The organism is Prevotella melaninogenica (assembly GCF_018127925.1).
Lineage (GTDB): Bacteria > Bacteroidota > Bacteroidia > Bacteroidales > Bacteroidaceae > Prevotella > Prevotella melaninogenica_C.
In genome coordinates this window covers 1,897,731-1,913,733 of sequence record NZ_CP072348.1, presented here as the reverse complement: position 1 = coordinate 1,913,733, position 16,003 = coordinate 1,897,731, and the positions used below count along the sequence as shown (strand labels likewise).

The 16,003-nt window shown below is 41.6% G+C and carries 15 protein-coding genes; 8 read left to right on the top strand and 7 right to left on the bottom strand.

Annotated features, from left to right (window positions below):
* Nucleotides 1-137: 137 nt before the first annotated feature.
* The 3 genes from J4861_RS13280 to J4861_RS13270 all read right to left on the bottom strand — a co-directional run bounded on the left by J4861_RS13280 (nt 138) and on the right by J4861_RS13270 (nt 3,300).
* Nucleotides 138-1,811 (bottom strand): AMP-binding protein, encoded by a 1,674-nt coding sequence (locus J4861_RS13280; protein WP_211817167.1) that lies wholly within the window; start codon nt 1,809-1,811, stop codon nt 138-140.
* A gap of 132 nt (nt 1,812-1,943) precedes the next feature.
* Entirely contained in the window at nt 1,944-2,498 is a 555-nt protein-coding gene (locus J4861_RS13275) for a helix-turn-helix domain-containing protein (RefSeq protein ID WP_211817166.1), read from the bottom strand.
* A 325-nt stretch (nt 2,499-2,823) separates the two neighbouring features.
* On the bottom strand, nt 2,824-3,300 hold the full coding sequence (locus J4861_RS13270; protein ID WP_211804917.1) for an arginine repressor: 477 nt from the start codon (nt 3,298-3,300) through the stop codon (nt 2,824-2,826).
* Between the two features lie 325 nt (nt 3,301-3,625).
* On the opposite strand from J4861_RS13270, the gene J4861_RS13265 reads away from it, so the two are divergent.
* A complete protein-coding gene (locus J4861_RS13265) occupies nt 3,626-4,354 on the top strand; it encodes a Bax inhibitor-1/YccA family protein (protein ID WP_211817165.1) in 729 nt (242 codons plus the stop codon).
* A 432-nt stretch (nt 4,355-4,786) separates the two neighbouring features.
* Nucleotides 4,787-5,758, top strand: a complete 972-nt coding sequence (locus J4861_RS13260) for a M48 family metallopeptidase (protein WP_211817164.1) — start codon at nt 4,787-4,789, stop codon at nt 5,756-5,758.
* Nucleotides 5,759-5,881: 123 nt separating this feature from the next.
* On the opposite strand, the gene J4861_RS13255 is transcribed toward J4861_RS13260, so the two are convergent.
* From J4861_RS13255 to rpmH, 4 genes are all read right to left on the bottom strand, one after another.
* Complete coding sequence (locus J4861_RS13255) at nt 5,882-6,880, bottom strand: D-alanine--D-alanine ligase (RefSeq protein ID WP_211817163.1); 999 nt, start codon at nt 6,878-6,880, stop codon at nt 5,882-5,884.
* Between the two features lie 163 nt (nt 6,881-7,043).
* Entirely contained in the window at nt 7,044-8,141 is a 1,098-nt protein-coding gene (locus tag J4861_RS13250) for an RluA family pseudouridine synthase (protein WP_211817162.1), read from the bottom strand.
* Nucleotides 8,142-8,147: 6 nt separating this feature from the next.
* Nucleotides 8,148-8,927, bottom strand: coding sequence for a PASTA domain-containing protein (locus tag J4861_RS13245; protein ID WP_211817161.1), 780 nt, complete (start codon nt 8,925-8,927; stop codon nt 8,148-8,150).
* A 210-nt stretch (nt 8,928-9,137) separates the two neighbouring features.
* Nucleotides 9,138-9,293 carry a 50S ribosomal protein L34 gene (gene rpmH, locus J4861_RS13240; protein WP_004361653.1) on the bottom strand — a complete coding sequence of 52 codons (156 nt, stop codon included), beginning with the start codon at nt 9,291-9,293 and terminating at the stop codon, nt 9,138-9,140.
* A 217-nt stretch (nt 9,294-9,510) separates the two neighbouring features.
* On the opposite strand from rpmH, the gene efp reads away from it, so the two are divergent.
* The 6 genes from efp (at nt 9,511) to J4861_RS13210 (ending at nt 15,894) form a co-directional block, all read left to right on the top strand.
* Entirely contained in the window at nt 9,511-10,077 is a 567-nt protein-coding gene (gene efp, locus J4861_RS13235) for an elongation factor P (protein ID WP_004361650.1), read from the top strand.
* A gap of 811 nt (nt 10,078-10,888) precedes the next feature.
* Nucleotides 10,889-11,731 (top strand): dihydropteroate synthase, encoded by an 843-nt coding sequence (gene folP / locus J4861_RS13230; RefSeq protein ID WP_211817160.1) that lies wholly within the window; start codon nt 10,889-10,891, stop codon nt 11,729-11,731.
* Nucleotides 11,732-11,851: 120 nt separating this feature from the next.
* Complete coding sequence (gene cdaA, locus J4861_RS13225; protein ID WP_211817159.1) at nt 11,852-12,628, top strand: diadenylate cyclase CdaA; 777 nt, start codon at nt 11,852-11,854, stop codon at nt 12,626-12,628.
* Between the two features lie 599 nt (nt 12,629-13,227).
* Nucleotides 13,228-13,434, top strand: coding sequence for a hypothetical protein (locus J4861_RS13220; RefSeq protein ID WP_211817158.1), 207 nt, complete (start codon nt 13,228-13,230; stop codon nt 13,432-13,434).
* A 57-nt stretch (nt 13,435-13,491) separates the two neighbouring features.
* Nucleotides 13,492-15,045 carry a hypothetical protein gene (locus tag J4861_RS13215; RefSeq protein WP_211817157.1) on the top strand — a complete coding sequence of 518 codons (1,554 nt, stop codon included), beginning with the start codon at nt 13,492-13,494 and terminating at the stop codon, nt 15,043-15,045.
* A gap of 402 nt (nt 15,046-15,447) precedes the next feature.
* Nucleotides 15,448-15,894 carry an HU family DNA-binding protein gene (locus J4861_RS13210; protein ID WP_211817156.1) on the top strand — a complete coding sequence of 149 codons (447 nt, stop codon included), beginning with the start codon at nt 15,448-15,450 and terminating at the stop codon, nt 15,892-15,894.
* The last annotated feature ends 109 nt before the right edge of the window (nt 15,895-16,003 follow it).

Sequence of the window (16,003 nt, the reverse complement as noted above, 5' to 3'; positions counted from 1 at the left end):
TTCTGTACCACCAAATGTTTTGAAGAAAAACTTTCAAAAAACTGCATTTTTCTTCTTTACACCACATTTTGAAGCCCCAAATTATGCACTACACATTATATAATATAAAGACATGCTTAAAAAGAAAACAAAACTATCTACTGCTTATCACGTTCACGAATTTCCACACGTCGAATCTTTCCAGAGATTGTTTTCGGTAACGCATCAACAAATTCTATAATACGTGGATACTTGTAAGGAGCCGTCACATGCTTCACATGATTCTGCAATTCTTTCACAAATGCATCATCAGCCTTACCTTTCCAATCATTGGCAAGAACAACAGTTGCTTTTACGACCATACCACGTATCTCATCAGGCACACCCGTTACTGCACACTCGACAACAGCAGGATGTGTCATCAGTGCACTCTCAACCTCAAACGGTCCAATACGATAACCCGAACTTTTTATAACATCATCAGCACGACCTACAAACCAATAATATCCTTCTTCATCACGCCATGCCAAATCACCAGTATGATAAAGATTATCATGCCAAACTTTCTCTGTCAATTCAGGATCACGATAATATCCCTTAAAGAGTCCTATCGCCTTCCCTGCACTGGTATCTATGCAGATTTCACCCTTTTCACCATCTTCGCACGGAGAGCCATCCGACTTCAATAACTTAACATCATACTGCGGATTCGGTTTACCCATACTGCCTGGCTTAGGTTTAACCCAAGGAAAAGTACCCAAAGTCATTGTCGTTTCCGTTTGTCCAAAACCTTCCATCATCTTGACTCCCACAAGTTCATAAAACTTCTGGAAGACAACTGGTTCAAGAGCTTCTCCTGCCGTAGTACAATACTTCAGCGCAGAAAGGTCATACTGCGAGAAGTCCTCTTGCAACATAAAACGATAGATGGTTGGAGGTGCGCAGAACGAAGTGATACGATATTTCTCCATCATACGCATAATCTTCTCTGCCGAAAATTTCTCATGATCATACACGAAGACCGTTGCACCCGCAAACCACTGTCCATAAAGTTTACCCCACACAGCCTTTCCCCATCCCGTATCAGCCACAGTTAGATGAATACTATCCTCATCAAGGTTATGCCAGAAAACACCTGTTACCAAATGACCCAACGCGTAGAGATGGTCGTGCGCCACCATCTTCGGTTCACCACTGGTACCACTTGTGAAATACATCAACATCGTATCTTCATTTACATTCACTTCCTCTGGACGCACAAAGGCTGGTGCTTTCTCCCATTCAGCAAACCAATCATGAAATCCCTCTGCTACAGGATAATCCTTCTGTGCCAATGAGTTAACAGCAACAAGAACCTCTACCGTTGAACTTTCGGACATAGCCTCTCGAACCTGCGTAGTTACATATTCATCATTGACACATATAATAGCTTTTACAGACGCACGCTGATTTCGATAAACGATATCACTTGCCGTCAACATATGGGTTGCAGGAATTGCCACAGCACCTATCTTGCACAGCGCCATCATCGAAATCCACCATTGATAATGACGTTTCAATATCAGCATAACCTTGTCTCCACGTCGAATACCAAGACTAAGGAAGTAAGCTGCTGCCTGGTCGGTTTGCTCTTTAAACTCGGCATACGTTGCCCTCAACTCCTCTCCACGTTCACTGGTCCACAGCAAAGCTAACTTATCTGGTGCAACCTTCGCCCACTCATCCATAACATCGTAAGCAAAGTTAAACGTTTCAGGAACTACGAAATGTAGGTTGTCACGAAAATCTTCCTCTGAAGTAAAATGTGTTTGTGTTAAATATCTTTCTATCATTTTGTTATTCTGATTTAACATTATGGTTTATAGATCTCTCTATAGCGCATAAATAAACATATTAAAAGACTATACCCGACCCTAAGTTGCACGATATTAAATCGTTACTATATCTTCAGGGACAACAAATAACTAAAATATAATCGCCAAGAAGCGCATTGGCACATTGTCCAAAGCACGCATACAATGAGGCTGATTAGCATCAAAATAAATACAATCGCCTGGTTCTAAGACAAATTTCTTATCCCCTATTCGCAGATCCATACGCCCTTCCCAAACCATATTAAACTCTTGTCCAGGATGTATATCCATATTTACAGGGGCATCTTCAGGCTTCGGCTCTACCGTCACAAGGAAAGGATCCGCCCTACGCCCACTGAATCCGCTTGCTAAACTCTGATATTTATAGGCATACTTACGCTCTACGCTCATACCTTTCCCCCTACGTGTAAGGAAATAAGAACACATGTGTGGTTCCTCACCAAACATCAAAGCATCTAACGCAATGCCATACTTTTGAGACAACTTATACAGTCTACTAACCGACAAGTCGCTCTCTCCTGCTTCCATTTTTAGATATTTCTCATCCGTGACACCACAGGTTTCTGCCATTTCTTCTACTGAGATATCCAAAGACTCACGTAAGCCTTTTAATCTTTCGCCTATTAACTTTATCGCTTCTTCCATAATCCTATATACAACTTTATTCTTCACAAAAGTAAGAAATAAAATTAAGTACACATCAAAAAGTGATAACTTTTCATTAATTTGCATGTTAAATAAACAAATTTATACACACCTATAGGTGAGTTGTGCATATACATATCAAACTTAGATGGCAATAATTACAAACAACTTATCCTACAAAGAAAAGGAAACATTGGGAATAAAACATACAAAAAACTCGTTCCATAAATCCACTTCTATAGAATTTATAAAACGAGTTTTTAAAAGACTTACACCTTATATATTAATATCAAAAGTCGATACTTGATGTAAGTACGCACGATTCCTATCCAATCTCAGGAATTACATACGACAATGCCTCTAACACTTGACCACGTGAAGCACCCTCACGAAGCGCAATGAAGATAGTATCATCGCCCGCAATTGAACCTAATATATAAGGTGAATCAGAGTTATCAATATCGTATGCAAGCGCACTGGCATAACCTGGACGTGTCTTAACAATAGCCAACTGCCCCGAGATATTTACCGAGATATACCCACTTCGCTGCATCATCTCCGTTGCTTTACGAGGAGTCGTCACACGACGATACATTGTCTCATTTGGCAGAACATATACATACTTTCCGTTCATAGAAGCAGCCTTTGCCACTTTCAACTGCTTGAGATCACGACTCAATGTTGCCTGAGTCAGTTTGAATCCTTCTTTCTCTAACTCCTTTAATACTTCTTCCTGGGAACTAAGTTCCATACTTGAGATTAACATCTTTAATGCTTCAAGCCTACTGTTTTTTACTTTCATATCCGTATATATATATTCTGATTCACTTGCAAAAGTATGCAAACAATTTTATTTATGCAAATAAAAATACAAGAAAATACAAGATACAGTATTAATATACCAATTATAATGCATAAAACATATAAAAATCAGACAAAGGTTTATCTCCAATCAAATATTATAAAATTAATCAAAAACCAACTTTATATTTGTCAGTGTCCAATCTTTCCTTTATATTTGCAATTAAATGGCATAGCATTTGCATAACAAACAAATATAAAACAGTTATGCCACAGAGCCAAAAATAAGGTGGCAATAGAGAACAGATAATAAACAAAGAAAGATTATGAATATGAATTTTGACAATTTCACAAACGTGACAAGTAGCCAAGAGCGCGACTTAGAAATGTCACGTGTATTTCCATCACTCATGCGTAAGGTATATGTATGGATGGCTATGGCACTTGCTATCACTGGCGTTATTGCCTATGGTGCTGGCAATTCTCCTGCCCTCATCCAACTCCTCTATATGGGACGCGGTCCGTTACTTGTGGCAGGTTTGGTTGAAGTAGGTATTGTATGGTACCTTTCTTCACGCATTGATAGACTGTCACTCGTTGCTGCGACGATATGGTTCATTGCCTTTGCTGCTATCAACGGACTGACATTAGGTTGGATTTTCGCTGCCTTTTCTTCAGCAGCCATCGCCAAGACCTTCTTTATTACAGCAGGAACTTTCGGAGCTATGGCTTTGATAGGTTCTACAACAAAGAAGGATTTAACCAAGATGGGCGGTATACTCTTTATGGCACTGATTGGTCTTATCATCGCAGGATTGGTAAACATCTTCTTAAAGAGTAGTATGTTCGACTTAATCGTCAGTGGCATCGGTGTTCTTGTCTTCACAGGTCTTACCGCTTGGGATGCACAGAAGATTAAACAAAACTTGCGAATGGCACCAGATGCCGGCGAGGGAGCACAGAAGGTTGCACTTCTTGGTTCATTGAGTCTTTATCTTGACTTTATCAACCTCTTCCTTTATCTCCTCCGTTTCCTCGGAAACAACCGAAACTAATAAAGGAAGATTCAAACATACAAGGACAATCCAATCGGGTTGTCCTTTTTTATTGATGAACATTTCTATTTTTATTGATAAAGATTTCTACTTTCATTGATGAAGATTTCTACCGAGTAAGATTTATGAGAATAGTATTACCTTATAGGAGTTAACAACGTTTTTAACCCAAATAATAGCCTTTCTAAGTACCTATAGCATAGTATTGAGTGCTTCGCACCATTGGTGCTAAGCGCCAACACAATCTGTGTTAAGCCTCAACACAACAACAAAAGATAGTATATCAGATTACTTATTGCCGTTATAATTAATAGTAAGAGGGGACATTAAAATACTAATTACTAATAATAGAAAAGAGAAATTAGTCTTGAAAATTTAAGAAATTATATATAAATTTGCAAGTGAAAGTTATCATTAATAAAACAATTTCTTATGAGAAAAAGTATCTACGGCGTATGTATGAGTGCCTTCCTCCTCTTAGGAACCTTGCCAATGAAGGCTCAGTTCAATATTGGTAAAGCTGTAGGAGGTGCCACAAAAGTTCTTAAAGCAGCCACATTAACAGATGCCGACATGGCAAAATACGTAAAAGAGTATGTTGCGTGGATGGATGAGCACAACCATGTTTGTGATGCCAAAAGCCCATACACAAAACGTCTAAACAGACTCACACAGGGACTGAATGAGGTTGAAGGCATTCCTTTGAACTTTAAAGTATATTATGTTACTGACGTAAACGCTTTCGCTTGCCCAGATGGTAGCGTACGTGTGTTCTCCTCTTTGATGGACGTAATGACAGACGAAGAGTTATTAGGTGTTATCGGTCATGAGATTGGTCACGTTGCACATAAGGACTCTAAGAAAGGTTTCCGCACCGCATTGTTAACCTCTGCTTTGAAAGATGGAATCGCATCAACCAATGGAGCTGCTGCTGCACTGAGCGAGTCACAGCTCGGTAGCCTTGGAGAGTCACTCCTCAACGCCACCTACTCACAGAAGCAGGAGAGCAAAGCTGATGGCTATGGTTATGAGTTCCTCAAGAAGAATGGTAAGAACCCTTGGGCTATGGCACTTGCATTCGAGCGTCTCAAGAAGTTAGAAGAGGATGCTGGTGTCCAAAAAGATAGCAAGTGGCAGCGTATGTTCTCATCACACCCTGACCTCGACAAGCGTATCAAGACTATGAGTAAGCGTGCTGAGAAAGATGGTTTTGCTCGTCCAGAGAATAAGATGCCTGAAAGAATTGTACACGAAGAGCCTGTTACAACCAAGCAGACCTCTAACGCTCAGTCTTCTAATAAGAGAACAGTTGGTAGTCGCCCAGCGGCAAAGAAGAATGTTGGTAAGAAGCCTGTTGGCAAGCGTCCAGTTGGTAAGCGTCCAGCAACTACTCGCAGAAGATAATAACAATAGTTCGCAAATAACCAGCAAACAAACATAAAAAGAGAGGGTATCAGAAGCCTGTCATAAAGACGATGGCAATTCTGATACCCTCTTTTACTTTTCAGAAAGACTTATTCTATCTGTTTACTTAAATTGATTCTCAACAATATCGCTCAGAACGTTCTTAATATCTAAGCCTGCTGCACGTACCTGCTGTGGAATAAAGCTGGTGACTGTCATACCTGGTGTGGTATTGATTTCAAGCATATTGATAACATCCTTACCATCCTTATCCTTTGAAATAATATAGTCAATACGAATGATACCATTAGCATGCAGAATATCATAGATGCGACTTGTCTCAGCAGCAACACGCTTAGCGGTCTCATCTGACATACGAGCAGGTGTAATCTCCTCTACCTGACCATTGTACTTAGCGTTATAGTCAAAGAACTCATTGCTTGTCACAACCTCAGTAGCTGGGAAGACAACCGACTTATCCTTTGTCTTATAAACACCCTGAGAGATTTCCATACCGTCCATGAAAGCCTCAATCATAACCTCATCGCTCTGCATAAAAGCTACACGAAGAGCTGGCGCGAGCTGATCAATATTCTTCACCTTTGATACACCAAAGCTACTACCATCAGCCGCTGGCTTTACAAAGCAAGGCATGCCAAGTCGCTTTTCAATCTCAGCCTCATCATACTCTTCACCACGACGGAGCAAAATACTATCTGCAACCTTTATACCAAAGCCACGCAGATAGTTGTTAAGAACATACTTATCAAAGGTCAATGCCTCAACCAACACACCTCCTGTTGAGTATGGTAGTTGGATAAGATCAAAGTAACCTTGCATCACACCATTCTCACCTGGCTGACCATGGATTGTAATATAAGCATAATCGAATTCTACACGCTCACCGTTCATGACAAACGAGAAGTCGTTCTTATCAATTGGTGACAAACTACCATCAGGCAATTCTACATTCCAATCGACTCCCTTTACATCAACTATATATATATTGTAACGCTCCTTGTCAAAGAAAGAGTATAATCCCTGTCCTGAACGCATAGATACATCATGTTCTGAAGAATCGCCACCACAGACGATAGCGATTGTACGCTTTGAATCTTTCATTGTGTCTTTTTATTTTTTACACCCACTCTTTCCTCTTTAAGAACAAACTACTTGGGGATGATTGGGCTATTATTATTTCTTATTTTTATCTGAATATATTTCTTTCTGACATTCTCACAACTTGTTAACAAACATCGTGTCAACTCGTTTACCAGTCCACTCGTCAGCTAACGACCTCATCCGCTTGTCCACTAACAAAACCTCTCCATTTTTCAATGAGTGCAGTTAAGTCAGCTGGCAGTTCGCTGGTGAAGTCCATTTGCTCACCCATAACAGGATGCACAAAGCCTAATGTTCGTGCATGTAGTGCTTGACGATTGCAAAGTGCAAGACAATTACGAATAAAAGCCCTGTAAGAACCTGATCGCTGACCACGCAAGATCTCCGTTCCACCATAACGCTCATCCCCAAACAATGGGTGACCAATATGTTTCATGTGTGCACGTATTTGATGCGTACGACCAGTTTCAAGAACACATTCAATGAGTGTTGTATAGCCGAAGCGTTCAATGACACGATAATGTGTAACAGCTGCTTTGCCTATCTCAGAGTCAGGAGGGAAGACCGTCATGCGCAATCTGTCTTTCGGATCACGTGCAATGTTCCCATCGATGCGCCCTTCATCTTCTGTCATGTTTCCCCAAACGATAGCATTATAGCTGCGATGGGTTGTCTTATTGAAGAATTGCTTACCCAATGCAGTTTTTGCATCAGGTGTCTTCGCAATCACCAAGAGCCCACTTGTGTCCTTATCTATTCTATGTACCAATCCAACCTCTGGGTCATTAGGGTCAAAGGAAGGCATATCTTTCAAGTGCCAAGCAATAGCATTAATCAATGTACCATGAAAATTACCTGCTCCTGGATGTACAACAAGACCCGCAGGCTTATTGACAACCATCAGAATGTCGTCTTCATAGACAACATCTAATGGTATATCCTCAGCTTCTATCGTATCGTCATGCTTCGGACGGTCGAGCATCAAGGTAATAACATCCTCTGGACGTACCTTATAATTACTCTTCACTGGCGCATTATTCACATGGATATAGCCAGCGTCAGCAGCCTTCTGGATACGATTACGACTGGAGTGTTGCATTCGTTCAAAGAGGAACTTATCAATACGAACTGGCTCCTGACCTTTATCAACAATGACACGGAAGTGCTCATACAACTCTCCCTCTCCCCCCTCGTTAGACGCTGTGGGAAGGAAGTCGTCGTTAAGTTCATCGTCAAATATCGTTTCTTCTTCTGTCATCATTGCACTTTATTCTTTTGGTCTAACCGAAGATGGATCAGCAGGCAAGCCCAACTGTGAAGAAGAACCCGAACTACCAGCGTTCGTCTTTCCACGTCCATCTTTTATCTCGTTGCCATTCTCGTCAACTGGTACTTCCACATATTCCTCAACCTCATCGTATTTAGGAACCTTCTCTACAACTTCTATCTCTTCATATTCAGGTTCTTTCAAACCTGATGTATCAGAAATCTGACGCGTACCATCACCCACCTGCAACACAATCACAGCATCTGACGGAACACGGTCGCCTGCTTGAACATGCTTACCCTTGACTAAGATACCATAAATCCAGTCTTTCTCTCCTGGTATATATTCAGGTTCACCCACCTTGAATCCCATAGAGAGCAACTGTGCTTGTGCCTCTCGAAGTGAGTTATTGTCAATAATATCAGGGATTACAAGTGATGGAGCACTTGCCGCATTGATGGTTACATAAACCACGTGAGTAGATTTAATACGCTTACCACCAACTGGTGACTGCTCAAGAATACAGTCTGGAGGAAGCTCCTTCACATATCCTGTATCCGTCACCTCAATCGTCAGTCCGACCTTACCCATAATATCTACAGCCTCATCATACTGCTTATGAATCACATTTGGCACAACGATAGACTCACCATGGAGTGTGTAGTAGTCAAGTCCAAACCTAACTCCTATACACAACATCGACACAAGAATAACGATAGCCAGGATATTACCCCAGATATATGTGCTGTTAAATTTATGGAAGAATTCTCTTGCTGTCATTCAACTTGTTTACTTTTCTTCTAACTTGTCAACCTGTTAACTTGTCAACCAGTCAACTACTAATAAAACTTGTCAACTCGTTAACCTGTCAACTTGTCAACTAAACATTATACTTCGCAAAGGTAGATAAAAAAACGGAAAGAAGCAAAGAATAGTCTCTACTTCTTTCCGTTTTCGCACTAATTCCCTCTAAGGGAAACAGCGTACTTTTTACTTTCCGTGATGTTCGTCAGAAACAGTTAACTTCTTACGACCCTTGGCACGACGAGCAGCCAATACACGACGGCCGTTTTTTGTTGCCATTCTCTCGCGGAAACCGTGCTTGTTTACACGACGACGGTTGTGCGGCTGAAATGTTCTTTTCATTTTCTTATCCTATTTTATTGTTATTATGCAAATTATAAGAGCAACAGGATAAAACCTGCCATTTTGGGTTGCAAAATTACTTAATCTTTTTGAATTAACCAAGAAAACAATGATTTTTACGCCCTTTATTTATGTTTTTTTCCATATTTTCTGTAACTTTGCACCGCATTAGTGAGATATCAACGTATAAAAATAATAAATTAGATATTAACAGATTATGATTAATTCACAGGAAATCAAGATTGGAACATGTATTCGTCTTGATGGTAAAATTTGGACTTGCATCGACTTCCAGCACCGTAAGCCAGGCAAGGGTAACACCGTTATGATCACAAAGTTGAAGAATGTTGCTGACGGCCGTGTGCTTGAGCGTACTTTCCAGGTTGGTTTCAAGCTTGAGGATGTACGTGTTGAGCGTCGTCCTTATCAGTACCTTTATGAGGATTCAACTGGTTACATCTTCATGAATCAGGAGACTTTCGAGCAGATTCCTATTTCTAAGCACCAGATTACTGGTTCTGACTACATGAAGGAAGGTGACGTTGTAGAAGTTGTTACAGATACTTCTGACGGCACAATCCTCCTCGCTGAGATGCCTGTTAAGACTACATTGACAATTACACACAGCGAGCCAGGTGTAAAGGGTAACACTGCAACAAACGCAACAAAGCCTGCTACACTTGAGACTGGCGCTGTTGTTCGCGTTCCTCTCTTCATCAATGAGGGTGAGGTTATCCAGATTGACACTCGCGATGGTAGTTACTTGGGGCGTGTAAACGCCTAAGTCCTGCCTATCAACAGACAGACTATCATTAAACATTATATAATATAGGATGTGTCAGGTGACTGGCATATCCTATTTTTTATTCTTCCTATATATAGAGTGCTAAAGACTTTCTAAAGATAGAGAAGCTATTAAGTATCTTACAAGAATAGTTTTGTTTTAGTTTGCTGTCACTTTTAACACTTCACTTAACCCTACTGTAAACTAATGAGTTAAGCAATGGTTTCATATGATAGAAGTGACAGCAAAATTAAATTTAGCAAAACCGTCAGCTGCATAAAGAGAGGGTTAGTTTCATTTTTCGTCATTACGCCTATTAACGTATTTCCGAAAGCTATACAACATCTTGCATCCATAGATAAATATCAAACAACCTATGGTTTTCAGAAAAGCAGCAGTATAAATCTCATCCTCCCCTTTCAGTATTTCAACAAGCAAAAATGCTAAGAACATCAACAGAAGAAAAATCAAAAGTTTGACAGTCTTCTTATGATATAACATGTGAAATCCATTACTCATTTTTTTCATAAAGTGTAGGAATAAATTGTTATATATCGATGCAAATATAACAGAAATATAAACACAAGTCAAGTAATTCGGTCATTATTTTGAGATCTTACAAGAATTCATGTAAAGCTTTTGTTCCTCTGTTACCTTGTCTTAAGACACTCCCTACTACTCTGTTACTATGTCTCAACACATCCCCTACTTCCCTGTTACCCTGTCTTAAGATTACCCTGTCTCCCACACTATATCAAATTTCTTAATTCAAAATTCACGTATATGCTACTTTTGCATTACCTTTGCGGATATGGAAAATATGAACCTTGGGGCAGACGTGAAGCTCGTTAACTATACTATCAACGTAAGGGGACAGCTCCTCGACTTGAGCCATCCACTTGTTATGGGTATCATGAACGTGACACCAGACTCTTTCTTTGCCGGCAGTCGGGTACAGACAGAGGAGGCTATTCGCCAACGTGCGCATGAGATTGTGGCTGAAGGGGCAAAGATTATTGACGTTGGAGCTTGCTCTACTCGTCCCAACAGTGACCCTGTCAGTGCCGAAGAGGAGATGAATCGATTAGCTTTTGCCCTCCCAATTATCCGAGAAGCAGAGCCAGAAGCCATCATCTCTATTGATACCTTCCACGCTTCAATTGCCAGATGCACGGTTGAAGAGTTCGGAGCCGACATCATTAACGATGTTGAAGAAGGTAAAGACCCAGAGATGTTCCCTACTGTCGCCGAATTAGGTACACCTTATATATTAATGTCTACGGCAGCCAATCTACACGATATGCTCATCAATTTCTCACGTGAAGTACAAGAGTTGCGTGCCTTAGGACAAAAAGATATTATCCTCGACCCAGGCTTTGGCTTTGGAAAGGGTGCTGTAGAAGGAAACTACACCTTGCTGAGTGTGATGGAGCGATTGCAAGTAATGGAACTTCCCCTACTCGTTGGCATCAGCCGCAAGCGTATGATTCATCAACTTTTGGGCATCACAGCAGATGAAAGTCTTAATGGTACAACCGTCCTGAACACTATCGCTCTCATGAAAGGAGCCAACATCCTCCGTGTTCACGACGTTCGTCCAGCTGTTGAAGCGGTGAAAATCGTTGAAGCAATGCGCCAGAATGCTGAGCAATAAGCGTTATTTAACATATTAATTATCAACCAATAGATAACCCACACTTCACCCAATATTAGCATACCGACTTAACCTATTGTCAGAAGTTGCGATTGCGAAACTGGGAGTTGCTCTACTATTATGTTTTTCCCATTTGGAATAAAAGATGTAATCGACATCGTGCTGGTAGCACTGATGCTCTACTATATTTACCGATTGATGAAGGAGTCACGCTCGCTGAACATCTTTATCGGTATTATGGTATTCGTTATCGTATGGCTCATAGTGAGTCAAGTGTTGGAGATGCGCCTCTTAGGTAGTATCATGGACAAACTTGTTTCGGTGGGAGTCATCGGTCTGATTGTCCTCTTCCAAGAAGATATACGCCACTTCCTTTATAGCCTTGGTGCGCACAGAAAGATAAACAACATTATGAAGTTGTTCACCAAGAAAGGAAGCAAAGAAGAAGTTGACAAGGAAACAATTATGCCTATCGTTATGGCTTGTATGAGTATGAGCCGTGGAAAGGTCGGTGCACTGATTGTTATTGAGCGTGGTGTGAAGTTAGAAGACATTGTGGAGACAGGCGACTTGATTGATGCCCGCATTGATCAACGTCTCATTGAAAACATCTTCTTTAAGAATTCTCCACTCCATGACGGTGCGATGGTTATCTCTAAACGTCGTATCAAGGCTGCAGGTTGTATTCTTCCTGTGAGCCACAAGCAAGATATTCCAAAGGAACTTGGTTTGCGACACCGTGCTGCAATGGGTATCTCTCAAGACTCTGATGCCTTGGCTGTCATCGTGTCAGAGGAAACAGGCCGTATCAGTGTTGCCCTACGTGGTGAGTTCCAACTCCGTCTTTCTGCCGAACAGTTAGAAAGCATTCTGACAAAGGAAATTGTTACAGCATAGCCGTTTTTCTCATTAATCTTATCAGGTTTCTATATTTCTTTGGAATTTCCTTGCCCATTCTAAAAAGATGTTTTACCTTTGCGACCGTGAAACAATTAGCAACGACATATCCTGCCAATCCAGCACAGCAAAGAAACTTTGATTTCTTTGCCTTTTTTAGTGCTTTATATTTGGTAGTTTCAGATATTTTGCTAACACACACACACACAGGCGCTACTAGCGTTTAATCATTCTTTTTTTCTTCCAGCCTACGCGCGCGCGAAGCGTGTCGTAACCCTTGTAAACAAAGGACTTCACGGAGTTTCCTTTGTTCGCTTTTTTGTGTCCTTTTGCGAGCTATTAAGAAAGCAAAATAAGAACGTTTTAAGCACTGATTTTATCACAAAAGATAATTATAATTCTCTGATAATAGTTTGTTTTCTCTCGTTGATTTCTCGGGCAGGCAGCAGTAACATGCTGTCTGCCTGTAGAGAGGGGGAAGGCAAGCGGTTAAGAGGAATAGATAATGAGTTTGTCAGGATGTATATAATAAAAGGTGAGCAATGAAGCCACACAATAGAGAGTAGATAACAACTATTTTAAATCAAATCAAAAAAGCAATGAGAAAGAAACAAGACAAGAAGGATTATTCTGCACCACGTTGCATGATAATCCAAGTAAGCGAAACCACTTATTTAATGGACACGTCTTTCCCAAGTCAGCACAACCCAGCCCAGCCAGGTGGAACTTCCGGTGATGCCAAGCAAGCTCCAAGCTGGATGACTGAAAGCGAAGAAGAGACAGAGCATTCTTCATGGGAAGACTAACAGAGAGTTATTAACCAAGTAAAGAAAACAAAATCACACAAAAAGAAGAAACAGACAATGAAGAAGAAATTATTTAAGACCCGCCTGCTTTCATTCGCAGCTTTCTGTGGGCTCACATTAGCGTTTGCAGCCTGTGCCAATGAAGACGTAGCGCAGAACCCAAACAACACAGATAACGACAAGAACCTGACGACCTTCACAGCAGGTGACCCCACAACCCGCACCTCAATGGAGAGTGACGGTAAGTTCTTCTGGGAGCAAGGCGACAAGATTTATGTAAAGGACGATAACGGTGCATGGCACGCAAGTAGCAACTCACCAACAGGTAAGACAGATAACTTTAAGTTCAAAGTGCCTGGCACTTACACAGCCCACACGTCATACGAGGTTTACTATCCTGGGCAAGGCGGTAGCAACGACCAGGCTGTTATCGCTGCTTCTCAAAGTCAATCAGAGCCAAACACGACCTCTCACTTCGGTGCAGCTGGCGATTGTGGTATGGCAACGGCAACTAAAGTACCAGGTAAACAGCAGTTTGCTTTCACCTTAGACCATAAGGCAGCTTACCTCCTTTTCTTGCCACGTACCAGCAACACTATTCTGAACAAATGTTACTTAACCAAGGTAGAGGTAAATTCAGACAATGATATTACTGATACTTACACTCTCAACCCAACAACAGGCAAACTCACTGGCACAGGTACAGGCAAGCAAATTATTGTTTCAACAGGTGGTAGCGGAACTTACGCTAACGGTTTCCCTTTAACCAACAACTCCACAAACGCTGCTACCAACGGTTCTTACGTTGTTATAAAACCAGGCACCCATACACTCAAGATACGTTATTGGATAAAGGATGTTGCAACAGGTACAGAGGGAACTATAACCAAGACATTAGCATCAGCTACCTACGACCAAAACAAGTATTACAACATCACTGCTAACCTCAATGTACGTGATTACGATGGCGACCATTATTACATGTGGGATGCCCAGCAGCAATACTGGGCAGGTCACGAATGGTGGTCAGCCAATAAAGATCAGCCAGTATTTACCTGGACTAGTAATTCTAACTACCCCCAAAGCAACACAGATCCACGTTATTATAACGAGGGCAGCGGTTCACCTTTAAACGCTACCCAGAGTTGTGCTGGTATTCCTAACGCCAACGAGATGTCTTGGTATGTAATGTACGGCGATCCACGTTGGGATGCTGATGAGCTATGGACAACTATGGGTCACTTATATAAAGGCGGTATGTGGTTTAAGAAGAAGTCTGTACTGACAGCAGATGGCCATTACAACACGGAGAAATCTGCAGACAATTCAACCGATCTACGTACAACATGGAAGGACTACAGCAATAACAGTAGTAGTATTACCACATCTGGTGTCCCCTCTGCTACTGATGTCAGTAATTACTTCTATTTGCCTGCTTTGGGCTATTACAAATCGGGGCAGTTCCGTAGTACTGGCTCCGGCTACTATTGGTCGTCTAGTGCTGGGCCGTGGGGAGGCGATACCTCTTACTACTTGGGCTTCAACACAGGTAAGGTCAGTTTGGTCTTCACCAATCGTTACCTCGGGTATAGGGTCGGTACATTTGAGTGAGCTTTGCGATTGCCTTTTAGAAGTCTCACATCAACCTTATCTGCAGAGAGGGCGCGGTTTCAGCCAGATGCGTATTCCGTCGCCGCGCTCACCGTATCTACGTGCTGACGGATGCGTATCTAGCACCTCGTAGATACGCATTGCGCAGTCGCTAGATACGTATCTAACGGCAACGCTCACCGCATCTGGCAGCACGTAGATACGTATTCGGCAGTACGGCAATAAGCATCTAGCAGGAGGGGGATACAGAAAAAGTGAAAAATGAAACGGTGAGAGGAGGAAAATAAATTAAGAAAATAGAATGGGGCAGCATGAAGATGCAGCGAGAGAAGCTGTAGAGGCATGCTGCCCTATACTATGATAAACGGTAAGCTAATTTTATAACTTTAAACACGAAAAATTATGAAAATTCGTTTAGTACCAAAGAAAAATCCGCAAAAGCGGGAGGAAGTGAAGTTTTATGCTAATCCTGTAAACGTGGGGCGTAAAACGTTGGATGATATTGCGTGTGACATTTCGGGTCGCTCATCGTTGACACGTGGTGATATATCGAACGTGTTGTATAACTTCATTGATTGTTTGCCTCATTATCTCCGTGATGGTTTTAGTATTCAGTTGGGCGAGTTCGGTTCAATGCGCGTTACGCTGTCGAGCAAAGGAGCGGAAACGGAAAAGGCTTTTAAGACCGAGACGATTAAGCCGCGTGTGGTCTTTACGCCGGGAACAGAGTTGAAACGCGAATTGGCTGCAAACTCCTATGAATCGTTGAGGAAGAAAGAGGAAGAGGAGACAGAAAAGAAGAAGAAGGAAGAGAAAAAGAAAGAAGGAGGAGGACCAGAGGCGGGATAAAAGGCCTCACCCCCAGCCCCTCTCCAAGAGGAGAGGGGAGCAGCCTCACCCCCAACCCCTCTCCAAGAGGAGAGGGGAGATAAAAACACTACTAAGATGGTGGTGAAGG